The sequence below is a fragment of the Micromonospora sp. PTRAS2 genome, assembly GCF_054052245.1.
Window position 1 is genome coordinate 818,289 of record NZ_JBSWBU010000003.1, and the last position, 23,619, is coordinate 841,907.

20 protein-coding genes and 1 pseudogene are annotated in these 23,619 nt (G+C 74.2%); 8 read left to right on the forward strand and 13 right to left on the reverse strand.

Going from position 1 to position 23,619, the window contains the following annotated elements:
- Window position 1: 1 nt before the first annotated feature.
- The 3 genes from ACVMYR_RS14585 (at window position 2) to ACVMYR_RS14595 (ending at window position 4,023) form a co-directional block, all read left to right on the forward strand.
- Window positions 2-2,026, forward strand: a complete 2,025-nt coding sequence (locus tag ACVMYR_RS14585) for an ATP-binding protein (RefSeq protein ID WP_457122002.1) — start codon at window positions 2-4, stop codon at window positions 2,024-2,026.
- Window positions 2,023-3,186 (forward strand): acyl-CoA dehydrogenase family protein, encoded by a 1,164-nt coding sequence (locus tag ACVMYR_RS14590; RefSeq protein ID WP_387107146.1) that lies wholly within the window; start codon window positions 2,023-2,025, stop codon window positions 3,184-3,186. The genes ACVMYR_RS14585 and ACVMYR_RS14590 overlap by 4 nt, the downstream gene beginning before the upstream one ends.
- 162 nt (window positions 3,187-3,348) lie before the next feature.
- Window positions 3,349-4,023: a hypothetical protein gene (locus tag ACVMYR_RS14595; protein WP_457122003.1), complete on the forward strand. Its 675-nt coding sequence runs from the start codon at window positions 3,349-3,351 to the stop codon at window positions 4,021-4,023.
- A gap of 106 nt (window positions 4,024-4,129) precedes the next feature.
- On the opposite strand, the gene ACVMYR_RS14600 is transcribed toward ACVMYR_RS14595, so the two are convergent.
- Both ACVMYR_RS14600 and ACVMYR_RS14605 read right to left on the reverse strand, forming a co-directional pair.
- On the reverse strand, window positions 4,130-4,774 hold the full coding sequence (locus tag ACVMYR_RS14600; RefSeq protein ID WP_457122004.1) for an MBL fold metallo-hydrolase: 645 nt from the start codon (window positions 4,772-4,774) through the stop codon (window positions 4,130-4,132).
- A gap of 51 nt (window positions 4,775-4,825) precedes the next feature.
- Window positions 4,826-5,971, reverse strand: a complete 1,146-nt coding sequence (locus ACVMYR_RS14605) for a phospholipase D-like domain-containing protein (RefSeq protein WP_457122005.1) — start codon at window positions 5,969-5,971, stop codon at window positions 4,826-4,828.
- A 479-nt stretch (window positions 5,972-6,450) separates the two neighbouring features.
- Here ACVMYR_RS14605 and ACVMYR_RS14610 point away from each other — a divergent pair, with 479 nt between their 5' ends.
- Complete coding sequence (locus tag ACVMYR_RS14610) at window positions 6,451-7,161, forward strand: hypothetical protein (RefSeq protein ID WP_457122006.1); 711 nt, start codon at window positions 6,451-6,453, stop codon at window positions 7,159-7,161.
- On the opposite strand, the gene ACVMYR_RS14615 is transcribed toward ACVMYR_RS14610, so the two are convergent.
- The 3 genes from ACVMYR_RS14615 to ACVMYR_RS14625 all read right to left on the reverse strand — a co-directional run bounded on the left by ACVMYR_RS14615 (window position 7,151) and on the right by ACVMYR_RS14625 (window position 11,057).
- Window positions 7,151-8,173 (reverse strand): hypothetical protein, encoded by a 1,023-nt coding sequence (locus ACVMYR_RS14615; protein WP_457122007.1) that lies wholly within the window; start codon window positions 8,171-8,173, stop codon window positions 7,151-7,153. The genes ACVMYR_RS14610 and ACVMYR_RS14615 overlap by 11 nt on opposite strands.
- Window positions 8,170-9,111: a transporter substrate-binding domain-containing protein gene (locus ACVMYR_RS14620; RefSeq protein ID WP_043964943.1), complete on the reverse strand. Its 942-nt coding sequence runs from the start codon at window positions 9,109-9,111 to the stop codon at window positions 8,170-8,172. Before ACVMYR_RS14620 ends, ACVMYR_RS14615 begins: the two co-directional genes overlap by 4 nt.
- Before the next feature lie 131 nt (window positions 9,112-9,242).
- On the reverse strand, window positions 9,243-11,057 hold the full coding sequence (locus tag ACVMYR_RS14625; RefSeq protein WP_457122008.1) for an alpha/beta hydrolase: 1,815 nt from the start codon (window positions 11,055-11,057) through the stop codon (window positions 9,243-9,245).
- A gap of 296 nt (window positions 11,058-11,353) precedes the next feature.
- Between ACVMYR_RS14625 and ACVMYR_RS14630 the strand changes: the two genes are divergently transcribed.
- The gene (locus ACVMYR_RS14630; protein WP_141722195.1) at window positions 11,354-11,704 is read left to right on the forward strand and encodes a hypothetical protein; all 351 of its coding nucleotides are present in this window, start codon (window positions 11,354-11,356) and stop codon (window positions 11,702-11,704) included.
- Here ACVMYR_RS14630 and ACVMYR_RS14635 read toward each other — a convergent pair.
- The 7 genes and pseudogenes from ACVMYR_RS14635 to ACVMYR_RS14665 form a co-directional block, all read right to left on the reverse strand.
- Window positions 11,691-13,313, reverse strand: a complete 1,623-nt coding sequence (locus tag ACVMYR_RS14635) for a serine/threonine-protein kinase (protein WP_457122009.1) — start codon at window positions 13,311-13,313, stop codon at window positions 11,691-11,693. The genes ACVMYR_RS14630 and ACVMYR_RS14635 overlap by 14 nt on opposite strands.
- Before the next feature lie 138 nt (window positions 13,314-13,451).
- A pseudogene (locus ACVMYR_RS14640) lies at window positions 13,452-13,907 on the reverse strand (hypothetical protein); the annotation flags it as partial.
- Window positions 13,908-14,086: 179 nt separating this feature from the next.
- Window positions 14,087-17,668: an adenylate/guanylate cyclase domain-containing protein gene (locus tag ACVMYR_RS14645; RefSeq protein ID WP_457122010.1), complete on the reverse strand. Its 3,582-nt coding sequence runs from the start codon at window positions 17,666-17,668 to the stop codon at window positions 14,087-14,089.
- Window positions 17,665-18,477 carry an MBL fold metallo-hydrolase gene (locus tag ACVMYR_RS14650; protein WP_457122011.1) on the reverse strand — a complete coding sequence of 271 codons (813 nt, stop codon included), beginning with the start codon at window positions 18,475-18,477 and terminating at the stop codon, window positions 17,665-17,667. The genes ACVMYR_RS14645 and ACVMYR_RS14650 overlap by 4 nt, the downstream gene beginning before the upstream one ends.
- Before the next feature lie 123 nt (window positions 18,478-18,600).
- The gene (locus ACVMYR_RS14655; RefSeq protein ID WP_043966380.1) at window positions 18,601-19,062 is read right to left on the reverse strand and encodes a RidA family protein; all 462 of its coding nucleotides are present in this window, start codon (window positions 19,060-19,062) and stop codon (window positions 18,601-18,603) included.
- Between the two features lie 5 nt (window positions 19,063-19,067).
- The gene (locus tag ACVMYR_RS14660) at window positions 19,068-19,223 is read right to left on the reverse strand and encodes a DUF4177 domain-containing protein (RefSeq protein WP_018222171.1); all 156 of its coding nucleotides are present in this window, start codon (window positions 19,221-19,223) and stop codon (window positions 19,068-19,070) included.
- A 44-nt stretch (window positions 19,224-19,267) separates the two neighbouring features.
- Entirely contained in the window at window positions 19,268-19,756 is a 489-nt protein-coding gene (locus ACVMYR_RS14665; protein ID WP_043964934.1) for a hypothetical protein, read from the reverse strand.
- Window positions 19,757-20,117: 361 nt separating this feature from the next.
- On the opposite strand from ACVMYR_RS14665, the gene ACVMYR_RS14670 reads away from it, so the two are divergent.
- From ACVMYR_RS14670 to ACVMYR_RS14680, 3 genes are read left to right on the forward strand one after another with little or no spacing between them, the layout of a single operon-like run.
- Window positions 20,118-20,810, forward strand: a complete 693-nt coding sequence (locus ACVMYR_RS14670) for an Rv0361 family membrane protein (protein WP_396789588.1) — start codon at window positions 20,118-20,120, stop codon at window positions 20,808-20,810.
- A gap of 48 nt (window positions 20,811-20,858) precedes the next feature.
- Window positions 20,859-21,836 carry an ArsA-related P-loop ATPase gene (locus ACVMYR_RS14675; RefSeq protein WP_077937986.1) on the forward strand — a complete coding sequence of 326 codons (978 nt, stop codon included), beginning with the start codon at window positions 20,859-20,861 and terminating at the stop codon, window positions 21,834-21,836.
- A 54-nt stretch (window positions 21,837-21,890) separates the two neighbouring features.
- On the forward strand, window positions 21,891-23,042 hold the full coding sequence (locus ACVMYR_RS14680; RefSeq protein ID WP_176734170.1) for an ArsA family ATPase: 1,152 nt from the start codon (window positions 21,891-21,893) through the stop codon (window positions 23,040-23,042).
- A gap of 42 nt (window positions 23,043-23,084) precedes the next feature.
- Here ACVMYR_RS14680 and ACVMYR_RS14685 read toward each other — a convergent pair whose 3' ends face one another.
- Window positions 23,085-23,402 (reverse strand): WhiB family transcriptional regulator, encoded by a 318-nt coding sequence (locus ACVMYR_RS14685; RefSeq protein WP_043964926.1) that lies wholly within the window; start codon window positions 23,400-23,402, stop codon window positions 23,085-23,087.
- Between the last annotated feature and the right edge of the window lie 217 nt (window positions 23,403-23,619).

The window sequence follows — 23,619 nt, forward strand, 5'->3', positions numbered from 1 at the left end:
CATGATCACCCGTCTGCTGGTCGCGAACCGGGGCGAGATCGCCCGGCGCGTCATCGCCACCTGCGGGGCGCTCGGCGTCGCCACGGTCGCCGTGCACTCCGACGCCGACGCCGACGCGCCGTTCGTCGCCGAGGCCGACCTGGCCGTACGCCTGCCGGGGAACGCGCCCGCCGAGACGTACCTGCGGGTCGACCTCATCCTGGACGCGGCCCGCCGCACCGGCGCGGACGCCGTGCACCCCGGCTACGGCTTCCTCGCCGAGAACGCCGAGTTCGCGGCGGCGGTGACCGACGCGGGCCTGACCTGGGTGGGCCCGCCCGCGAAGGCGATCGCCGCGATGGGCGACAAGGTCGCGGCGAAGGCGCTGCTGGCCGACGCGGGCGTGCCGATGCTGCCCACCTGGACCGATCCCGACGAGATCACCGACTTCCCGGTGCTGGTCAAGGCGTCCGCCGGGGGCGGCGGGCGCGGCATGCGCATCGTCGCCGACCCGGCCGGGCTCGCCGAGGCCGTCGCTTCGGCGCGGCGGGAGGCGGCGGCGGCGTTCGGCGACGGCACGGTCTTCGTCGAGCGGTACGTCGAGCGGGGCCGGCACGTCGAGGTGCAGGTCTTCGGCGACACCCACGGGACGGTCGTGGCGCTGGGCGAGCGGGACTGCTCGATCCAGCGCCGGCACCAGAAGATCGTCGAGGAGGCCCCGGCGGTCCTGCCGGACGGGGTGCGGCAGCGGCTGCACGCCGCGGCCGTCGCCGCCGCCCGCGCGGTCGGGTACGTCGGCGCGGGCACGGTCGAGTTCCTGCTCGCCCCGGACGGGCGGTTCTTCTTCCTGGAGATGAACACCCGCCTCCAGGTGGAGCACCCGGTCACCGAGGCCGTCACCGGGCTGGACCTGGTGCGCCTGCAACTGCTGGTCGCCGAGGGCGGGCCGCTGCCGCTGGCGGCGGCCCCGCCGCCCGACGGCCACGCCATCGAGGTACGCCTGTGCGCCGAGGACCCGGCGCACGACTACCGGCCGGCGACGGGCGTCCTGCACCGGTTCGCGGTGCCGCAGGTGGCGGGCGAGTTCGCCCCGACGAAGGGGCTGCGCCTCGACTCGGGGGTGGCGGACGGCTCGACGGTCGGCGTGCACTACGACTCGATGCTGGCGAAGCTGGTCGCCTGGGCGCCGACCCGGGCGGAAGCGACCCGGCTGCTGGCCGGCGCGCTGGCCCGCGCCGAGCTGCACGGGGTGACCACCAACCGGGACCTGCTGGTCCGGGTGCTGCGCAGCCCCGCGTTCGCCGCGGCCGAGGTGGACACGGGTTTCCTCGACCGGCACCCCGACGTGTTCGCCCCGCTGCTGCCGGCCGACGAGCTACCGCTGGCCGCCCTCGCCGCCGCGCTCGCCTCGGCCGCCGCTCGCCGGGCGGCGGCCCCGGTGCTCGCCGGGCTCCCCTCCGGCTGGCGCAACGTGCCATCGTTCCCGCAGGTGACCCGGTACGCGGGGCCGGACGGCGACGGGATCGAGGTCCGCTACCGACTGGACCGCACCGGCGCACTCGCCGACTGCGCGGTGTCGGCCGGCGACTCGGCTCCGCCCGCCGAGGGCTCGGGGCCGCCCGCCGCCCGCCCCCTCCCGCCCAGCGTGGTGCTGGTCGCCGCCGCCCCGGACCGGGTGGTCCTCGACGTCGACGGCGTGCGGCGCGCGTACTCCGTACACCGGGTGGGGTCACAGGTCTTCGTGGACGGCCCGGACGGGGCGGCGAGCCTCACGGAGCTGCCGCGCTTCCCGCTGCCCACGGCGGAGCTGGCGGCCGGGTCGCTGCTCGCGCCGCTGCCCGGCGCGGTGGCGCGGGTGCACGTCGAGGTCGGTCAGCGGGTCGCCGCCGGTGACCTGCTGCTGACCCTGGAGGCGATGAAGCTCGAACACCCCGTGCTCGCCCCCGCCGACGGCGTGGTCGCCGAGCTGCCGGTGCCGGCCGGCGGCCAGGTCGACACCGGCGCCGTGCTGGCCGTCGTCACCACCCCCGAGGAGACAGCGTCATGAACTTCGACCTCACCGACGAGCAGGAGCAGCTCCGCGACGCCGTCCGGGCGCTGGGCCGAAAATACGGTCACGGCTACTTCGTGGAGAAGGCGAAGTCCGGCGGGCACACCACCGAACTGTGGGAGGAGGCCGCCCGGCTCGGCTACCTCGGCGTCAACATCCCCACGGAGTACGGCGGCGGGGGCGGCGGCATCACCGAGCTGGCCATCGTCTGCGAGGAGCTGGCCGCCGCCGGCTGCCCGCTGCTGCTGCTCGTGGTCTCCCCCGCCATCGTCGCCACGATCGTCACGAGGCACGGCACCGAGGAGCAGCGCCAACGGTTCCTGCCCGCCATGGCCGACGGCACGCTGAAGGTGGTCTTCGCGATCACCGAGCCGGAGGCCGGGTCCAACTTCCACCGGCTCGGCACGGTGGCCCGCCGCGACGGCGACGACTGGCTGCTGACCGGCCGCAAGTGCTACATCTCGGGCGTCGACGAGGCAGGCTACGTGCTGGTGGTGGCCCGCACCGAGGACGCGGCGACCGGCAAGCTCAAGCCGGCCCTGTTCCTCGTGCCGACCGACGCCCCCGGGCTGACCCGGTCCAAGCTGGACATGGAGATCGTCTCCCCGGAGAACCAGTTCATGCTCTACCTCGACGACGTGCGGCTGCCCGCCGACGCCCTGGTCGGCGGGTCCCTCGACGCCGGCCTGCCGGCCCTGTTCGCCGGCCTCAACCCGGAGCGCATCACGGTCGCCGCGATGGGCGCCGGCACCGGCCGGTACGCGATCGAACGCGCCAGCGAGTACACGGCCACCCGCAAGGTGTGGGGCGGCCGGAGCATCGGCACCCACCAGGGCGTGTCGCACCCGCTCGCGCACGCGGCCGTGCAGGTGGAACTGGCCCGCCTCATGATCTACAAGGCGGCCACCCTGTACGACGCGGGGCGCGACCTGGAGGCCGGCGTCTCCGGCAACATGGCCAAGTACGCCTCCGGCGAGGCCGCCGCGCTCGCGGTCGACACGGCGGTGCAGGCGCTGGGCGGCGCGGGCATGACCACGGAGTACGGCGTGGCGACGCTGCTGGGCGCGGCAAGGGCGGGGCGGATCGCCCCGGTGAGCCGGGAGATGATCCTCAACTTCGTAGCCCAGCACGTCCTCGGCCAAGACAAGTCCTACTGAATCGTGTGCCGCCGCCGGCCCACCGTCTCGTCCCGCCTCGGGCGGCGGGGCAAGAAATCGATAGATCGACAGGTATAGCATCGCTGGACATTGCCGGTCCGTTGCCGCCCACCGGTTGCCGGACCGGTCCTGCCCGCCTCGCCAGGAGACCCCGGAGGAACGATGCACCTCAGGTTCGCCCGTACGGCAGCAGCCGTCGTCCTCGCGCTCGGCGCCGCCGTCGCGCCGGCCACCGCCGCCAGCGCCCACCCCGACGGCGACTGGGTCAGCGTCTACCCGCCGATCCAGGACTCCTCGACCTGGGACCGCTTCGGGGAATCCGGCCCCGCCTCCCACCACATCGTCTTCGGCAACTGGGGCTACACCAACGACTGGGCGGTGGACATCTACCGCAACCCCGGCGGCACCATCGTCTCCCCCTTCGGCTCCAAGACCGCGTCCGGCCACCCGGTCGCCGTCACGGTCGTGACCGTCCGGCCGGGCTGCGCCACCGGCAACCTCGCCGACGGCGGTTACCGCATCGGGCTGGAGGCGCGGGACACCACCACCGGTCAGATCCTCGCCCGCGCGGACGTCATGCACGTGAACAACAAGCCCGGCGGCATCGCCGTGGGCGCGACGGTGGGGCCGTGGACCAAGCTCGGCGAGACCGGCCGGTTCCGCTACTCCAGTTGCTACCAGGTCAACGGCGACAGCGGTGCCCACGTGCACCTTGAGGTGATCAACCAGCACCGGTACTCGTGCTACATCGCGCGCGGCGCGAACACCGGCCTGGGCGACGAGACCGTGATCGGCCGGGCCGGCGTCCACTACACGGGCCAACGCCAGGCCTGCTGATCCCGGATCCCGCTGGCAATCTTGGTACGGAAGGGCCCCTCCGGGGGCGCTTTCGTACCAAGATTCGGCTGCAGTCGGTGGCCCACGGCGTCGGCCAGGGCTGACGTCACCAGCCGCGGGTGCGCCACTCCTCCAGCGCCGGCCGCTCCGCGCCCAGCGTGGTGTCCCGGCCGTGGCCCGGGTAGACCCACGTGTCGTCCGACAGCCGGTCGAAGACCTTCGTCTTCACGTCGGTGAACAGCGTCTCGAAGTCGTCGGCGTTGCCGAAGGTGTTGCCGACTCCGCCGGGGAAGAGCGAGTCGCCGGTGAACAGGTGCGGGTGGCCGGCCGGATCGTCGTACAGCAGGGCAACGCCGCCGGGCGTGTGGCCCGTCAGCCGGATGACCTCAAGGGAGATCTTGCCGCAGCGGATGACGTCGCCGTCCTCCACGGGCACGTCGGTCGGGACCGTGATGCCGTCCACGTCGGGTGCGCCGGCGTAGGTGCGCGCCCCGGTCGCCGACACGACGTCGGGCAGGCCGTGCTCCCAGTGGTCCCAGTGATTGTGGGTGGTCACCACCACGTCGAGCCGCCCGCCGCAGAACTCCAACAGCCGTTCCGGCTCGTTCGCCGCGTCCACCATCAACTGCGCACCCGTTGCGCGGCAGCGCAGCAGGTAGCAGTTGTTGTCGCCCGGCCCGACCGAGATCTTGCTCAGGGTCAGCGCCGTCAGCTCGCGTACCCCGGGGGCTGATCCGTCGTATTCCGCCATGATCGGAATATAGTCCGGTCAGCCGGGCCAGGGGTGTGTCGTCCGGCGCGGTCAGCTCACCGGCACGGCGGCGGCGCGCAGGTTCCAGAAGTTCGAGCGGTACTGGTCATGGATGGTCGCCGACTGGATCCGCAGCAGCGCCTCGTCGTTCTCGCGGAGCGCGGCGTTGGAATAGTTGTGGCTGCCGGTCACCGCCCACTTGGTGTCCCTCTGCCCGTCGTACGTTCCCTCGATGAGCATGTACTTCGAGTGCACGATGTAGTCGCCGGTGATCTGGTACAGCTTGATCCGGTCGTGCCCGGAGAGGATGTTGCGCACGTCGGTGTCGGTCTCGGTGTAGACGACCTCCACCCAGCACTTCTGGTCGGCCAGCTCGTGCAGCTTCGTGGCGATCGGGTTGCGGCTGAAGTGCCACATGCCGATGCGGATGATCGTGCGGCCGGTCTCGGTGCCCGTCGAGGTGTTGCCCTCGCAGGTGACGTTCTCGTTGAGCATGTTGTAGATCGTGTCGGTGTCCTGGGTGGTGCCGGCGCGGGGGAAGAAGTAGGACTTCGCGGTGCCGCTGGACGTGGTCCGGTAGTAGTCGTTGTTCTTCACCTGCGCGGCGAGGTCACCGTGGTAGGTGACGTAGGAGTTGTAGACGGCGGTGTTGCCGACGATCGTGACCGCGTTGTTCCAGTACCGCTCGGCATTGTCGTTGGTCAGGTTGGCCGAGCTCTGCACGAGGACGTTCGTCGACCCGAGGGTGTCGGAGAACAGGAAGAACTTGTTGTGCATGATCGGCGTGTTCAGGTTGCCGATGCAGGCCCGGTCGGTGGTGCAGACGGTCACCCAGGAGGCGGCGGCCCGGTTCGTCCCGAGCTTGGCGATCAGGCCCGTCACCGCCGGGTAGGAGCGGGACTGGCTGTCGACCACGACCCGCACGTTCACCCCCCGGTCGTACGCGGCCGACAGGTCGTTCGACACCCGGGTGAGCGTGAAGTGGTACATCGCCACCCGGATCGTGGACCCGGAGGCGGCACCCTGGATCAGCCGCTGCACGTGCTCGACGATGGCGTACTGCTGACCGGCCACCGTCGGATTGTTGAAGACCGCGCCGGAGGTCACGGCCGCGACCGCCGGCGTGGCCGGGGCCAGGAGCGCGGCGGCGGCGAGGCTACCCGTGACGATCAGCCCGACGGTACGACGTAGAAGCATGAGAACTCCTCGGTGGCAGGGCGGCCGACTCCCCGGCCGTCGCGAACCGGAGCGCCCAGTATGCCTACGCTGCGCACATTCTCCGCAACTCCCCGCGACCACTTTTGACACTGGCGACGGGCACACCCGCACCCGCGCTCCCCGCCGAGGCGTGACGCAGCGCAACCAACTCGCCCGACGCCACCACCCCGGCGAACCCCTTTGCTCTGCACCCACATACGCAACGAATCACGCAGCGCAACCCACCGCCGCACCCTCCTGCACTCTCGCTCTCGCCTAGGCCCAGCTCACAGCAGGTGTTGCGGATAGGGGTGCAGAGCAAAGGGGACGCGAGACGTCTGGCGAGGTCGAAGGAACGTGACGAAGAGTCAGATCAACCGCCCCGAGGAGACTGGCTGCACAGCCATCACTCCCCGTGATCGGCGCTCGGCGCGTCCAGGGGTCCGCAGTGGCGTCGCCCCGGCCGGCATACTGGGGGCGTGCGGGGAGACCGCGAGTTCGCGCAGGCGGTGGAACGGCTGTACGCCGCCTTCGCCCACCGCCCGCTGCCGCCCGACATGACCGCCTGCGAGCACTGTGTCGACCCGGCCGAGGTTGCGCTCTTCGCGCGTACGCCCCTGCGGGAGCTGACGCCGGACCAACTCGGCACGTACCTGATGAACCCGGGCACCTGGGGGGACGGGACGGAGCTACCGCACCTGGTGCCCCGCCTGCTGGAGGCGTACGCCACCGGGGCGATGGAGCACTGGCTCTGGCCGGACGCCGTGACGCGCCGGGTCGGCGGGCAGTGGCTGGCCTGGCCGGCCGAGGAACGGGACGCCGTCGAGCACTTCGCCCGCGTCTGGTGGCGGCTGACCCTCGCCGTGTTCCCGTCCGTCACGCCCGCCTGGGACCTGCTGACGGCGGTCGCGGAGCTGGGGGTCGACGTCGGGCCCTACCTGGCCGGGTTCGCGGACGGACCGGGCGAGGGCCCGGCCCGGCACCTGGCCGAGGTCATCGGAAGCTGGTCGTCCGGCGGTTCCCTGCCCGACGGCGCGGAGGAGTCGATGCGACGTTGGCTGGCCGGGCCGACGCCGGTCGACGTGCTGTGGACAGCCGTGGGCACCTCGGCCAGCCCGGAGGTCGTCGCCGAACTGACCGACGCCGCCGAGCACGCCTACCTGCTCCGGGGAAGCCAGGTCAGCCGGTGACCCGGCAGGCGGCGTCGATGCGGTGCACCGGGCGGACCCGCCGCCCCAGTGCCTCCAGCAGCGAGTCCTCCACGTGGAAGTCGCGCACCCGCAGCCGGTGCCGGGGCAGCTCCCCCTCGCTCGGGCAGAGCACCTGCGCCTTCACCTGGTCGATCGGCACGTACCGGACGCCGCCGTGCTCCTGGAGCAACACCATGCTCACGTCGTCCACGACCACGACGTGGCCGCGCACGTCCTCCGTCGTGTCGGGCGCGGTCTGCACGGTGGTGACCGTTAGCGGCAGCACCGGCGTGCTGATCACCGGCAGCGCCGCCCAGACCAGCATGGCCAGCACGGCGGCCTGGGTGATCGAGGCCAGCGGCCGGATCACCGCGCCGGGCAGCGGGCCGGCGATGGCGAGCGCGAGCACCGGCGGCACGACGAAGAGCGCCACGACCAGCGGCTCGCCCTGCTGCCAGGCGTCGAGCAGGGTCGGTGCGAGCAGGAACAGCCAGCCGCCGAGCAGGGCCGCGACGATCAGCACCCGCGCCGCGGCCAGCTCGTGCAGGCGCTCGGGGCGGAGCTGGAACGCGGCGGCGAACGCGGGCAGCAGCAGCGGCAGGTAGAGGATCTGCCAGGTGGTCAGGGCGAGCAGGAAGCTGGTCAACACGAACCAGGTCGGGGTCAGTTCCGCCCAGCGGGCGAAGAGCGAGCGGCGGTGGCCGGGCAGCCGGTCGACGCTGACGCCGAGCACCGCGCCGAGGGCGAACACCGCGACCAGCCCGGTGGCGAGCAGCCGGGCGGCCGTGGTGAGGAACCCGGCGAGCAGGTTGACCGGCCCGACGTTGGCGACCAGCAGCAGGGTGGTCTGGAGTTCGCCGCCGGCCTCCACGCCGAGCCGCAGCACCGAGAAGACGGCGGGCACGGCCACCACGACCGCCCAGAACGACTGGCTGGCGCGGGCCCGACGCTCGGCCGCGCCGGAGCCCGGTGCGTGCACGTCGTCACCTCCGGTGGCCACCGGCGCGGTCATGAGGGGCGGACCTTGTCGTCGAAGTCGACCAGCTCCGGGACGTCCAGCGTCGGCGGCTGGGTCTTCGGCTGCCGCAGCCACGGCCCGAGGGTCCGGTGGTACGCGGTCAGCCAGGGACTGCTCTGCCCGCTGCGCCCCTGCTGGTAGCTCTTGTCGAGGAAGAACGCGACGAGGTCGCGCAGCGCCGGGTCGCTGATCGGCACCCCGACGCCGATCTGCTCGCTGGTGCCGAAGGGCATGTCGACGACCGTGAAGTCCTTCGGGTGCCGGGAGAGGAACCCGGCAAGGATGGTCTCGTCGGAGCTGACCGCGTCGTACCGCCCCGCGAGGATGCCCTCGACGCAGTCACCGACCTCCTTGACCACGAACACCCGGATCTGGTGCCTGCCCAGCTCGGCCTCGGTGGTCGAGCCGCCGCTGGTGCAGACCTTGTAGCGGGGGTCGCGCAGGTCCTCGATGGTGCGGATGCTGTCCCGGAGCCGGTTGGGGACCATCGCCTCCTGGGTGGTCACCAGGTACGGGCCGGCAAAGCTGACCAGCTTCGCGCGTTCCTCGGTCATCGAGAAGGTGGAGACCACCAGGTCGACCGACCCGCCCTGGAGGGCGGGGATGCGGTCCTCGGTGGACACCGGCACCCACTCGATCCGGTGGTCGCCCGCGTAGCCGAGCTGGGCGGCGATGTACCGGGCGATCTCGATGTCGAAGCCGGCGTAGGTGCCGTCGCGCAGCTCGCCCATCAGCGGGCCGACCGTGGAGACGCCGATCCTGATCGTCGGCTGGCCGTAGATGTGCGTCTCGCGCAGCTTGTCGTTGACGGACGGGATCCGGGGCTCCTGCCGGCTGTCGCAGCCGGCGGCGGCCGCGAGCAGCAGGGTCAGCGCGACTGCCAGGGTGGTGGCGACGGAGCGGACCCGGGACCGGGTGAGGAACTGGTTCATCGGCGACCTCGCTGACCCGTGCAACTGCGGGACACCGACAGTAGCCAAAGGGATCCATTGCCGTGGTCACCCATCCGACGGGCCCGGGGGCACGGCGGGCGCCCGATCGCCCGCCGTGCCCCCGGGTGTCCTCAGCGGACGGTCAGCGTGCCGACCGCCGGCAGCGGGGCGACCACCGGGGGCAGCCGCTTCGGCTCGCCCCGGGCCGGCGCGACCCGCCGGGCCAGGTCGTCCTTGGTCGCGGCCACCCGGTCGCCGGCCGCACCGGCGGCCGGCTCGGCGAAGGGCTGGACGTCGCCGACGCAGACCTTGCCCTTGGCCGGCAGCGTCCCCTTGATCAGGTACGCCTCGATGGCGCCGGTCGCGCACGCCGAGGTGCCGTACGCGGTGTGGCCCCAGTTGTCGCTGCTGAGCAGGCGGCTGTTCGGCAGCAGCGCCGCCGAGGTGACCGCGCCCTGGTAGTTGGTCGCCGGGTCCCAGTAGTTGCCGACCACCAGCACCGGTGCGCTGGTGCGCTTGTCGAACGACCCCGTGTAGGCGTCGTCGTCGCGCACCGTCCACGTGTTGCGGGCGCACGGCGAGGTGGCCCAGGCCCAGAGCCGGCCGAAGTAGGGCGCCCGCGCGTCCTCCTTCGCGGCCAGCGCCGGCCACGAGCCGGCGTCCTTCGGGTGGTACGCGTCGGTGCAGTCGACCCCGAGGAAGGTCTCCAGGCTGTTGTTGTAGGGGAAGTCGTACCCGCGGCGGGCCTGCTGGGTCGCGGCGGTGGCGGCGCGGTGGGCGAGCGCCGTGCGGGCCTCGGCGCGGCGGGCCGCCGTGGCCGTCGCCGGCTCGGTGAGCACCAGCAGGTCGGCGGTGATGCCGACGATGTCCGAGTAGCCGTAGGGCGAGTAGAGCCCGTTGAGCATCGCGCCGACGTAGTCGGCGTAGCTGACCGGGTACGTCTCCCCGGTGTCCGGGTCCTCGATCACCAGCGGCTTCTTGCGCAGCCGCTTCGCCACGGTCTCGACGGCGGCGACGGGGTCACCGGCGGCGAGCGGGCAGGCCTGCGGGCCGGCGGAGGCGCAGCGCTTCAGGATCTCCCGCAGCGCCGCGTACGCGCCGTCGGCGCTGGCCAGCCGGGTCTCCTGGAGCTGGTTGCGGGCCTTGCCCTGCCCCACCCACGCGTTCGGGTTGAGCACGCCGTCGACGACGACGGCCCGGACCCGGTCGGGGAACATGTTGGCGTAGTACTGCCCGAGGGCGGTGCCGTAGCTGAAGCCGAGGTAGCTCAGCTTCTGGTCGCCGACGGCCCGGCGCAGCACCTCCATGTCCCGGGCGACCTCGGCCGTCGACATGGCACCGGTGAGCGGCTTGCCGGTGCTGGAGCACGCCTTGCCGATCGCCTTCGACGAGGCGACGTACGCCTGCTCCTCGGCCTTCGTCCACGGGAAGGCCACGTTCAGCCCGGCGTACGCCTTGGTCTGCTCCTTGACCGACGGGAAGCACCTGACGTTCTCGCTGGCGGCGACGCCGCGCGGGTCGACGCCGACGATGTCGAACCGGTCGAGCAGGTCGTCGCCGAGGAAGTACGGCGCGGCGAGCGCCAGGTCGGTGCCGGAGCCTCCGGGGCCGCCCGGGTTGACGAAGAGGCTGCCGATCCGGTTTTTCTGGTCGCGCGCCTTGACCCGCAGCACGGCCACCTCGGTGGTGGCGCCCTTCGGCTTGTCGTAGTCGAGCGGGAGCTGCACGGTGGCGCACTCGGCGGTGCCGTAGCAGGCGTACCAGTCGAGCTTCGGCGTCGGCACGCTGTCGACGCGCCTGGCCTCGACGGGGTCGGTCCGGTCCGAGGTGGCCGGACGACCGAAGCCGGCGGTGGTCGGTGCCGCGCCGGCCGGCGCGACGGCCGTTCCGGCGAGGACGATCCCCGCGATTCCTGCTGCGGCGAGAGACCGGGTTGTGCGTGGCATTCGGCTGCCTTCCGGTGGGGAACGGGACGTGTCGGGGCATCCCCGACCCCGTCACTCTAGGGACCGAGGCCAACGAACACCGCCCGCAAAATGCCTAGTAAAGGGTCATTTCCCCGACTGATGTAACGAATTTCGCCGCTTCGACGCTTCCCCTCATCCATCCACTGGGGAGCGAGCGCCGCCGGGACGGGTGGGCGTCGGCAGCTCGGACGGGCCAGCGGGGCGGGCGGCCCCCGCAGGGCCGGTGACCGGGGGGCGGCGGTTGACAGGACGGCCGGCTCCGCCATCCTTGACGGGTGACCCGAATCCCTCGGCCCGACGTGCCCGTCGTGGCGGTGGCCGCGTCGCTGGCGGCGGTCGCCCTGCTGGTGGCGCTGGTCTGGTGGCAGCCGCGCAGCATCGTGGCGGTGGTGCTCGCCCTGCTCTGCGTCCTGCTCGTGATGATCGCCGGGGTGTCGGTGACGGAGGGGCGGCACCGCCGCGAGGAGGCCCGCGAACGCGGGGGCGACGAACCGGCGCAGTGGTCGGGGCAGCCCGTGGCCCGGCTCAGCGACGTCGACGCCGACACCCTGGAGGCGCTGGACAGCCGCGACCTGCGGGCCATGCGGGAACGCCGCCAGGGCGCGAGCGGGTTCAGCGACCGGTGAGGGTGGGCTCGTACAGCCCGTCGACGCCGCGCCCGGCCAGGCACCGGAACGTCCGGTCCGGGCCGTCCGCCGCCGGCGGCAGCACCTCCAGCCGCCAACCGCTGGTGTACGCGATCCCGCTGGTCAGCCGGAACGTCACCGGGCTGCACACCTGGCGCACCTGCGGGTCGGCGGCCACCTCGTCGTGCGCGGCGTCGACCAGGGCGGCGGGCAGCTCACCCTCGGCGTAGGCCTCCCACGTGTGCCGGCCGTCGCAGGGCAGCCGGGGCGCGTCCGCCCGGGTGCCGCGCACCCGCATCGGCCCGTAGCACTGCAACTCGGCGACGCACCGCGCGCCCGACGGCAGCTCGGCCGGGCCCGCCGACCCGGAGACGCAGCCCGGCAGGGCCCCCCACCTGCTGGCGGTCGTCGTGCCGCCCACCGTGACGACGGGGGTGGGCGTCGGTGTGGCCGGCGCGCTGTCGGCCACCCAGGCCCCGGCGCTCGCCGAGGCGGCCAGCGCGAGTGCCCCGGCGCCGCCGAGGAACCAGCGCCGCCGCCACCGACGGCCGGACGTCACCGGCTCGGTGGGATGGTCGTGCCCCACCGAAGGACGCGGGGCGGCGCGGCCCGGCTGGCCGGTGCCGTAGAGGCCGCCGGAGGTGGACGGGCCGCCGGTGACGCCGGGCTGGCTGGTGCCGTAGAGGCCCCCGGACGTGGACGGGCTACCGGTGGTGGTGCCCGTCGGGCCGCCGGACGTGGGGCCCCCGGAGACCGGGGCGCCGCTGACGGGCGCGCTGACCGGGTCCAGCGGCAGGGCGGCGAGCAGGCCGCGCAGCTCGATGGCGGACGGGCGGGCCCCCGGGTCGTTGGACATGCCGGCCCGCAGCACGTCGATCAGCTCCTCGGGCACCCCGGGCAGCCCGGGGATCGGCTGGTGGAACATCTCCAGCACGGTGACGAGGCTGGGGCTGCGCTCGGAGTGCCAGCGGGGCGGCCGGCCGAACATGACGGCGTAGAGGGTGGCGCAGAGCGAGTAGACGTCGACGGCCGGCGACGGCGGGCTGTGGTTGAACATCTCCGGCGGCGCGTAGGCCGGGGTGAGCACCTCCAGGGTCACCGTCGGGTCGCGCACCTCGGCCAGCACCGCGAGCCCGAAGTCGGCCAGCACCGCCGGGTTGAAGTGGGAGTGCAGGATGTTCGCCGGCTTGACGTCGCGGTGCAGGACGCCGTTGGCGTGCGAGTGGGCCAGCGCGTCGGCGATCTTGACGCCGAGGTCCCGGGTCTCCGCCGGGCCCAGGGGCGAGGTGCGCATCCGTTCGGCGTACGACCCGTCGCACAGCTCCATGATCAGGTAGGGGTGCCGGTCGACGGTGACGCCGACGTCGAAGAGGTCCACCACGTGTGGGTGGGACGACATCCTCCCGGCGGCCCGCGCCTCGCGCAGGAACCGGGCCTGGTCCCGCTCGTTGTCCAGGGTGCGGTTCTCGACCTTGACCGCGACCTCCCGCCCGACGGAGATCTGGGTGGCCCGGTAGACGGTGGCGTACCCTCCCCGGGCAAATACCTCCAGATCGGTCAGACCAGGCACGATGGGCAGCCGCAGGGCGCCGGGCGGGGTGTCGGTCACTGCTCGAAAATACCTAACCGGTCCGGTGACTCAGCGGTCCGCGCCCGCAGACCGGGAGGCGCCGTCCGCCGACGCGGCTGTCGGACGCCCGCTGTCCGCCGCCGCCGGCACCTGCCGCCCGGGCTCCGCCGCGTCCGATACGCCCGACTCGGCACCGGCCTCGGCGCCCGCCGACCCGCCCGACTCGGTAGCCGCCGCACGGCGGGCGTCCAGGTGCAGCGCCACGGCGGTGGCGACCGCGCCCAGGCCCTCCCAGAGCGCCACCATGAAGAACCGCCCCGGCGCGACGTCGGCGAGCACCACGATGGTGAAGACGGTGAACGTGACCAGCCGGAAGACGACCGTGAACCGGTAGAAGGCCCGCCACTCGGTGGCCGTGGCCAGCAGGTAGTAGACCCCCATGTTGAACGACGCCATCGCCGACGCCGTCAGGAACGTGCCGGTGTAGTCCCCGGCGGCCCGGCTCTGCGGCACCTCGAAGCCGAGCATGCGCAGCTGCGCCTCCGGCCAGAGCAACCCGAGCGCGCCCATCAGCAGCGCCAGGACGCCGAAGACCGCGATCGTCCAGCCGGCACTGGAGCGGGGCAGCCTCATCACGCCTCCCGGGGACGGGCACGGCGGCCCCACAGTGGACCGCCTCATGGGATGCCACCGTAGTCGCTACCGCCGACACCCGCATCGGCGGAACCGACAGAGTCGCCCCGCCACGCCCCGCCGCTCGCCCGTGAGAAGGGGGCCCTTCTCTACCGTATGCGTTAACAAGGGGCCCCTCCTTACCCCTGCAGGCGCACGCGCAGCGCGTCCGCCGCGAGCCGCTCGCTGCGCTGCTCCGTCGCGTACGCCAGGCGCACCGCCTCCTCGGCCCGGGCCAGCGCCTCGGCGGGACGCCCGCAGGCGGCCAGCGCCTCGGCCAGCACGCTCACGGCGATCACCTGGCTGCGCACGTCCTCGGCGGGGACGGCCATGGCCCGGTGCGCCCAGTCCAGCGCCTGGTCGAGCTGGCCGTGGGCGAGCAGCGCGGAAGCGTACCGGGCCATGGTCTGCTGGCGGGAGAACAGCAGCGAGGGCGCGTTCGCGGCGGCGGTGGCCACCGGGGCGAGCAGCCCCACGGCGGTTGCCGGGTCACCGGCGGCGAGCCGGGCGGTCGCCAGCAGCACCCGGGGGCCCACCTGCGCGGGGGCCTGCGGGTTGTGCGGCTCGACGGCGGTCAGCACGGCCCGCGCCGACCGTTCGGCGGTCTCGCAGTCGCCCAGGTCCAGCGCCACGAAGCCGCGCAGCGTGCCGGCCATCCCGGTGAGCAGCGGATGCGAGGTCCGCTCGGCGTACGACATGGCGTCGGCGAGCAGGTCGGCGGCGTGCTCCGGCTCGCCCAGCCCTCGGGCGACCACCCCCCGCGCCACCAGGGCGAAGCCCCGCCCCCAGTCGTCGGAGACCTCGGCGAAGTCCCGGTACGCCCGGCGGGCCGCCCCGTCGGCCTCGCTCAGCTCGCCCAGCTCCGCCCCGGCGAACGCCTCGACGGCGCGCAGCGTGCCGACGGCCCACGCCTCGCCGACCCGCTCCCCGAACGGCAGGAAGACCCGCGCCAGCCGGCGTGCCTCGCGCAGCCGGCCGGCGAGCAGCCGGGCGAACGCGGTGGTGCCGCGCAGCCACGCCCGCCCGTACGGGTCCTTCAGCTCGGCGAAGAGGCGGGCGGCCCGGCTCAGCACCGCGTCGGTGCCGGCGAAGTCGCCGCGGGTGGTGGTGACCCAGGCCAGGTTCTGCAACGACCACGCCTGCCCCCGCCGGTCCTGCGCGGTGAGGCTGACCTGGTACGACGCGGCGAGCCGGCTGCTGGCCTGGCCGAGCCGGCCGGCGATGAAGTCGGCCATGCCGAGCCGGCGCATCGCCGAGGCGCGCAGGTTGGGCAGCCCGCCGACGCCGGCCACCTGCAACGCCTCCTGCCAGCAGGCCACGGCCCGGCCCTGGTCGCCGAGGGTCTGGTGGGCCTGCCCGGCGAGCAGCAGGGCGCTGGCCCGGGTGCCCGCGTCGTCCCCGGCGTTGGCGGCGATCTTCTCCGCGTAGGCGAGCGCGTCACCGGGCCGGCCGACCTGGAGCAGCGCGCGGGCGTGCACCACCCGGTCGGCGGCGGGCAGCCCGTCGCGGGCCAGCTCGGCGGCGCGTTCGGCGTACTCGACGGCGGCGGCCGGCTCCCCGGCCTGCAGGGACCGGCGGGCGGCCCGGCCCAGCGCGGCCACGCCCAGCGGCGCGACGGTGCGGGCCGGCGCGTCCGGGCGCAGCTTGACGGCGTCGGCGAGCGCGGCGGCCCGCTCGACGTGCTCGGCGACGAACGCGTCCCGGGCGGTGTCGGTGAACCCGCCCGGCGCGGCCGACCCGTCGGGGGCGGCCCACCGGGCCAGCGCCGCGTGCCGCTCGGCCAGCTCGGCCTTGCTCACCCCGGAGTACGCGGCCTCCCGCATCAGCGGGGTGGCGAACGCGTACCCGGTGCGGGTGCGGTGCAGCATCCGGCGTTGCAGCAATTCCTCGACGGCCCGGTCCAGTTCGACGGCGACCACGGCGGCCGGTCGGCCGTCCCGCCCGGCGCGCTGTTCGCGCAGCGCCTCCAGCGCGCCGTCGGGCACGGTGTCGCCGACGACGGCGGCGTCGCGCAGCACCGACCGGGCGTCCGGCGGCAGCGCGTCGATGCGCGCGGCGAGCACGGCGGCGAGGTCGCGGGAGAGCAGCCGGCTGCCCAGCGAGCCGGGGGCGAGCCGCCAGCCGGAGTTGGCCGGGGCGGACCGGTCGGCCACGGCGGTCAGCGCGCCCCGCTCCATGAGCAGGGTGACCAGCTCGGCGAGGTAGAACGGGTTGCCCTGGGCGGTGGCGAGCAGCCGGTCGGCGTCGGGCTGCGGCAGCTTCCCGCCGCCGAGATAGCTGGTGAGCAGCCGGGCCGCGTCGGCGCCGCGCAGCGGGGGCAGGGCGTGCACCTCGGCGTCGGCGACCCGGGTCAGCGCGCCGGCGGTGCGGACCAGCTCGGGGCGGCCGAGCAGCAGCACCAGCACCGGGCCGGCGATGCGGGACAGGGCGACCCCGAGGGCGCGGATCGTCTCGGTGGTGGCGTCGTGCAGGTCGTCGACGAGCACCACCAGCGGCGCCTCGGCGGCCAGGGCGCTGAGCAGGTCGGCGACCGCGTTGGGCACGGCGTCGACGTCGGCGGGCTGCTGCGCGCCGCCGCCCCACTCGCCCTGGTCGGCCGGGCTGCCGGCGGGCAGGTCGGCGTACCCGAGCAGGGCCAGCAGCTGGTCGGCGGCGACCGGCGGGGCGTCGTCGCCGAGCCGGCCGATGCGCTGGTTGAGCCGGCGCAGCCGCTCCTCGACGGCGGGCCGGGTCAGCGCGGTGGCCGCGTCGTTGGGCAGGCCGACGGCGGCGCGGACCAGGTCGGCGAGGGGTGCGAGCCGGCGGCGTTCGCCGAACGCGGCGCAGCGCACGGAGAGCACCCGGGCGCCGGTGTGCGCGGCGTACCGGCCGGCGCCGACGTCGTAGCCGGCGGCGAGGCGTTCGACCTCGGCGGCGAACCGGGACTTGCCGATGCCGGCCTCGGCGGTCATCAGCAGCACCCGGGGCTCACCCCGGTCGATGACCTCGGCGAGCCGGCCGGCGACCCGGCCGATCTCGGTCTCCCGGCCGACGAACGGCGCCTCGTCGCCGAGGCCGGAGCGGGTGCCGGGGGCGTCGAGGAGGCCGAGCAGCTCGTACGCCTCGACGGGTTCCCGCTTGCCCTTGAGCCGCAGCGGGCGCAGTGCCCGCCAGGACGCCACGTGCCGGGTGGCGGCGGAGGTGCGCGCCCCGGCGTAGACGGCGCCGACGGCGGCGGCGTCGGCGAGCCGGGCGGCGGTGTTCACGGTGTCGCCGATGACGGTGTATTCGATGGCGGCCTGGATGCCGGCGATCACGTCGCCGGTGTTGAGGCCGACGCGCAGGCCGAGCGGCGCGCCGCCGCCCCGCTCGTCGTCGAGCACCCGGCGCACGGCCCGCTGCATGGACAGGGCGGCGCGGACGGCCCGCTCGGCGTCGTCCTCGTGGGCGACGGGCGCGCCGAAGACGGCCATGATCCCGTCGCCGGTGAGCTTGTCGACGTGCCCGCCGAATGTCTTGACGGCCCCGGCGAGGGCGGCGAGCACCCGGTCGGTGACCGCGCCGACGCGTTCCGGGTCGAGGTCCTCCGACCAGGAGGTGAAGTCGGACAGGTCGCCGAAGAGCACGGTGACGACCCGCCGTTCGGCGGCGGGCAGCGTGGCGGCGGCCGGCAGCGCGGCTCCGCAGTTGTGGCAGAACCGGGCCCCCGGTACGGCGACCGTCCCGCAGACGGGGCAGGTCACGGCCGGTCCGCCGGTTCGGGGGGCACCCCCAGGTAGTCCAGCTGCGCGCGGACCGACCACTCGGCCGCCCACCACAGCGACCGGTCGACGTCCGCGTACACCCGGGCCACCACCTCGGGCGCGGTCCGCGCGCCCTCGGCGACCGCCTGCCGCACCTGGTCGAGCCGGGCGCGGCGGTGGGCGAGGTAGAACTCGGCGGCGACGCCGCAGTCGGCCAGCGCCGGGCCGTGGCCGGGCAGCGCCGGGATCCCCCGGTACGTCGAGAGCAGCTCCAGGCTGTCGAGGTATGCCCCGAGCTGCCCGTCGGGGTGGGCGACGACGGTGGTGCCCCGCCCGAGGATGGTGTCGCCGGTGAGCACGACCCGCTCGTCGCCGCGCTCGACGAGGAAGCAGACGGAGTCGGCGGTGTGCCCGGGGGCGGGCAGCGCCCGCACGGTGAGGCCGGCGGCGTGCAGGACGGCGTCGGCGGCCAGCGGCGGACCGCCGTGGCTGTGTGCCGGGTCGACGGCCCGCACGGGCGCTCCGCCGAGCAGCTCGCGCAGCCGGGGCGAGCCCTCGGTGTGGTCGGGGTGCCCGTGGGTGATCAGCACCGTGGCGACCGGGGCGTGGGCGGCGATCGCCGCCAGGTGCCCGTCGTCGGCGGGCCCCGGGTCGACGACCAGCGCGGGTTCGCCGGGCCCGGCCCGCAGCACCCAGGTGTTGGTGCCGTCGAGGGTCATCGGCCCCGGGTTCGGTGCCCGCAGCAGGGTCACCCATCCCGGCAGCTCGTCAGCCAGCGCGGCCACGGCCGCCGTGATGTGCCCGGTCATGCCAGCGATCGTACGACTCCCCCCGCCACTCCCCGCGATCTTGCACTTGCGGCCCGGGTTTCGTGCCTCTACGCGGCTTTCGCCCGGGCCCGAAGTGCAAGATCGCGGGGGTGGGGGTGCGGGTCAGGCGACCTCGACGATCAGCTCGACCTCTACCGGGGCGTCCAGCGGGAGTTCCGAGACGCCCACCGCGGAACGGGCGTGCCGGCCCGCCTCGCCGAAGACCGCGCCGAACAGGTCGGACGCGCCGTTGATCACGCCGGGCTGGCCGGTGAAGCCGGGGGCGCTCGCCACGAAGCCGGTCACCTTGACGACCTTGACCACGTTCTCCAGGCCGACCAGCGCGTCGACGGCGGCGAGGCCGTTCAGCGCGCACCGCTGCGCCAGGTCCTTGGCCTGCTCGGCGGAGACCCCCGCGCCGACCTTGCCGGTGGCCAGCAGCTTGCCGTCGGCCATCGGGAGCTGACCGGAGACAAAGACGTGCTGCCCGGACTGCACGGCCGGCACGTAGCTGGCCACCGGGGGCACCACCTCGGGCAGCGTCAGCCCGAGCTCGGCGAGCTTCGCGTGCGGCCCGTTGCCCACGCCGCTCACGCCTTCGGCCGCTTGAGGTACGCGACGAGCTGCTCCGGGTTGGGACCGGGGACCACGGAGACGAGTTCCCAGCCGTCCTCGCCCCAGTTGTCGAGGATCTGCTTGGTCGCGTGGACCAGCAGCGGGACGGTCGAGTATTCCCACTTCTGCATCGGTGCGGGGCTCCCTAGGAGGCGGCGACTGTTTCGGCCCCAGCCTACGATCCGGCGGGACCGCCCGGCGCGGGACGCTGCTCCGGGGCGATCGGCGGCTCGCCGCAGGGGCCCTCGTGGTCGTACCGCTGGGGGCAGCGCGACCGGTCCGGCAGCAGCAGGTCGCAGAAGACCCGGTGCCGGTTGTTCTGGTCGTCGGCCGTCGAGACGGTGGTCTCCCCGGCGTCCAGCTCGGGCAGGAAGCCGAGCGAGACCGCCACGCGCCCGGCCAGCGCGGTCGCCGTCGCCAGGTCGGGCACCCGGATCGGCAGGTGGATGACGTAGCCGGTCTCCTCCTCGTCGCGGGGGCGCTCGGCGGGCCGGCTGAGCGTGCGCAGCATCTCCCCCGGGTCGGTGAGCCGGCGGTAGGAACGCTCGTTGAACGGCAGGCCGGTGACCGGGCCGTCCTCGCCGGCGGGGCCGGCCCCGGCGCGCCGGGCGCAACCGGTCTGCGGCGGGAACTGGGCTCGGGAGATGTTGTCGGTGTCGCGCATTACTGCCTCCGGGCCTCGCACCTGATCACGTCGTCACCATCCGGCTCGGGCCATCCGCCGATCCGCCCCCGCGTCGGCACGAACGTAGGACCGTTTTCGGACAGGGACAACGGGACGCGCATGATCGGGCACCGAAAGTCACATATGCGACAGATTGCGGTCCGGTACCGGATGGCGCCGAACGCGCTTCCGTGATCGACGTGTCGGTCGGGCCGCCCGGGGCCCCACCCTGGGCCGGGTTCACCGTTACCCTTCCCGTCGGACGGGTCACGCGGGCCCGGCCGCCTCCGCACCCGCCTTCGCTCGTCCAGCGCTCGCGTCCCACCGGGACGACGACGTGCCGCACCCCCGGGGGACCGACATGACCCAACCGCCCAACGGCGGCGCCACCGGATCGCCCAGCGGTCCGCCCTCCGGCGACCACACGCCCGGCCCACCCGTCGGGCCGGTCTCCCCCGCCCCGCCCGGCACCGGCCCGTTCGGCGCCCCGGCCGGACCCGCGCCGTTCGGCGCCCAGCCCACCCCCTTCGGCGGCCCGTCGGGCCCGGGGGCAGGCGCGATCCCGCCACCCCCACCGGGATACCCGCCCTACCATGCCCCGGTCGCGCCGAAGCAGCGGCGGGGCGTGCTCGTCGCCTCGATCGTGGCGGTCCTGGCGCTGCTGCTCTGCGGCGGCGGCGGTGCCGCCGCGTTCTTCACGCTGCGCAGCACGGAGAACGGCGAGGGCGCGAAGGAGCCGGCGGTCGCCGTGGAGAACTTCCTCACCGCCGTCTACCGGGAGCGGGACGCCCGCAAGGCGGCCGGCTACGTCTGCGCCGCCGCCCGCGACGACCGGAAGATCACCGCCAAGGTCACGGAGCTGAAGCGGTACGCCGAGCAGTACTCGGACGCCCGGTTCCGCTGGACCAGCCCGAAGGTGGACAACCAGACCGGCGACCGGGCCACCGTCACCACCAGGGTGACCATGACGACCTCCGACGAGAAGGTCGCCGACCAGGATCTCCGCTTCACGGTGGTGCAGAAGACCGGCTGGTGGGTCTGCGAGATCGCCTGACCGGACGACCCGACCGAGGGGCACCCGCCGGGTGGATAGGCTCGACGGGTGCGAGCAGCTGAGCGGCCGGCCGACCCGGCCCCCACGCAGTGGCCGGCGCGCCTGAACGTCGTGACCGGCAAGGGCGGCACCGGCAAGACCAGCGTGGCGGCGGCGCTGGCCTTGGCGCTGGCCGCCGACGGTCGGCGCACCCTGCTGGTCGAGGTCGAGGGGCGGCAGGGCATCGCCCAGCTGTTCGGCACCGACCCGCTGCCGTACGCCGAGCGGCACCTCACCGACGCCCCCGGCGGCGGGGAGGTCCGGGCCCTCGCGGTGGACGCCGAGGAGGCCCTGCTGGAATACCTCGACATGTTCTACAAGCTCGGCGCGGCCGGCCGGGCGCTGCGCAAGCTCGGCGCGATCGACTTCGCCACCACCATCGCCCCCGGCCTGCGGGACGTGCTGCTCACCGGCAAGGTCAAGGAGGCGACGACCCGCAAGGCCGGGCAACGCCGGGCGTACGACGCGGTGGTGCTCGACGCGCCGCCGACCGGGCGGATCGGCCGGTTCCTCAACGTCACGGCGGAGACGGCCCGGCTGGCCAAGGTCGGCCCGATCAAGACCCAGAGCGAGGGGGTCGCCGCGCTGCTGCGCTCCCCGATGACCGCGGTGCACGTGGTGACGCTGCTGGAGGAGATGCCGGTCCAGGAGACGGTGGACGCCGTCGCCGAGCTGACCCAGCTCGGCTTCCCGGTGGGGCGGGTGATCGTCAACGCGGCCCGTCCCCCGCTGCCCGCCGGCCGGCCGGTGACCGCCGCCGAGCTGCGGCGTGGCCTGGCCGCCGCCGGGCTGCCGGCCGACCGGGACACCGTCGCCGGGCTCGCCGCCGAGGCCCGGGACCAGCGGGTCCGCCGGGAGCTGGAGGACTCGCTGCGCGGCGACCTCGCCGAGCTGGGGCTGCCCCTGACCGAGCTGCCGCTGCTGCCCGGCGGGGTGGACCGGGCGGGGCTGGCGGAGCTGTCCCGGGCGCTCGTGCGGGCGGATTGACTCACACTGGCGGCCGGCACGGCGCGGAGACCGCGCTCAGCCCGATACGCTCGATTGGTGCCTTCCGAAGCCGCGGCGCCGCAGCTGGACGTCGACCAGATCCTCGCCGACCCGGGCGTGCGGATCGTGGTGTGCTGCGGGGCGGGCGGGGTGGGCAAGACGACCACCGCCGCCGCGCTCGCGTTGCGCGCCGCCGAGCAGCACGGCCGGCGCACGGTGGTGCTCACCATCGACCCGGCCCGCCGGCTGGCCCAGTCGCTGGGCCTGACCGAGCTGGACAACACGCCCCGCCAGGTCAAGGGCATCGACGTCGAGGCCAGCGGCGGCGAGCTGCACGCCATGATGCTGGACATGAAGCGCACGTTCGACGACGTGGTGCTCCAGCACACCGACCCGGCGAAGGCGCAGGAGATCTTCGCCAACCCGTTCTACCAGGCGATGAGCTCCACGTTCGCCGGCACGCAGGAATACATGGCGATGGAGAAGCTGGGCCAGCTGCACGCCCGGGGCGAGTGGGACCTGATCGTGGTGGACACCCCGCCGTCCCGCTCGGCGCTGGACTTCCTGGACGCCCCGGCCCGGCTCTCCCGGTTCCTCGACGGCCGGATGCTGCGGCTGCTGCTGGCACCGGCGCGCAGCGGGGGCCGCAGCATGTTCAGCCTCGTCACCGCGAGCTTCGGGATGTTCTCGAAGGTGGTGCAGAAGGTGCTCGGCGCGCAGCTGCTCACCGACCTGTCCGGCTTCGTGGCGGCGCTGGACTCGATGTTCGGCGGCTTCCGGCAGCGGGCCGAGCAGACGTACCGGATCCTCCAGGCGCGGGAGACGGCCTTCCTGCTGGTCGCGGCCCCGGAGCCCGACGCGGTCCGGGAGGCGGCCTACTTCGCCGGTCGGCTGCACTCCGAGCGGATGCCGCTGGCCGGGCTGGTGCTCAACCGGGTGCACGAGCCGACGGTGCCGGCGCTGGACGCCGAGGCGTGCCTGGCCGCCGCGCAGCGGCTGGCCGAGGCCGGCGGGCACGACGGCACGGTCGACGTGCTGCGGGCGCACGCCGCGCTGGTCCAGCAGGCGCAGCGCGAGCAGCGGGTGGCGGCCCGGTTCACCGAGGCGTTCCCGCAGGTGCCGGCGGTGTCGGTGACGGCGCAGCCCGCCGACGTGCACGACGTCGACGGGCTGCGGACGATCGGCGCGGCGATCAGCCGGCCGTGAGCCGGCCCGCGATCGGCCGGCCCTGGCCTGCCTGACCGGCCGTCAGCCGGTCGGGACGAGGACCTTGTCCTTACCGGACTTGTCCTTCGCGTTCTTCTTCATGGCCGCCTCGAACATCTTCCGCCAGCTGGCGACCTGGGGGTGCCGGCGCAGCAGGGCCCGGCGTTCCCGCTCGGTCATGCCGCCCCAGACCCCGAACTCGATCCGGTTGTCGAGCGCGTCGGCCAGGCACTCGTACCGAACTGGGCAGCTCCGGCAGATCCGCTTCGCCACGTTCTGTTCAGCGCCCTGTACGAACAGCGCGTCCGGGTCCCCGTTCTGACACGCCGCCAGTGACGGCCAGTCAGTGATCATGCCCATGTGTACACGTCCCCCCTTGCAGTACCTACCGACTTCGCGCGACCAGCCGTCGAATCCCCCCGGTCGTCCGGCCGGCCTCCCCAGGGCGGCACGGACGACGGTGGCTGTCGCCCCAACCATCATGCTCTGTAGTTGGATGATTACGCAACGTTGTCGGCAAAATCCATCATTACGGACACTCCCGGCTTCCCGGGCCTTCGGCCCCCGTCTACCCGGC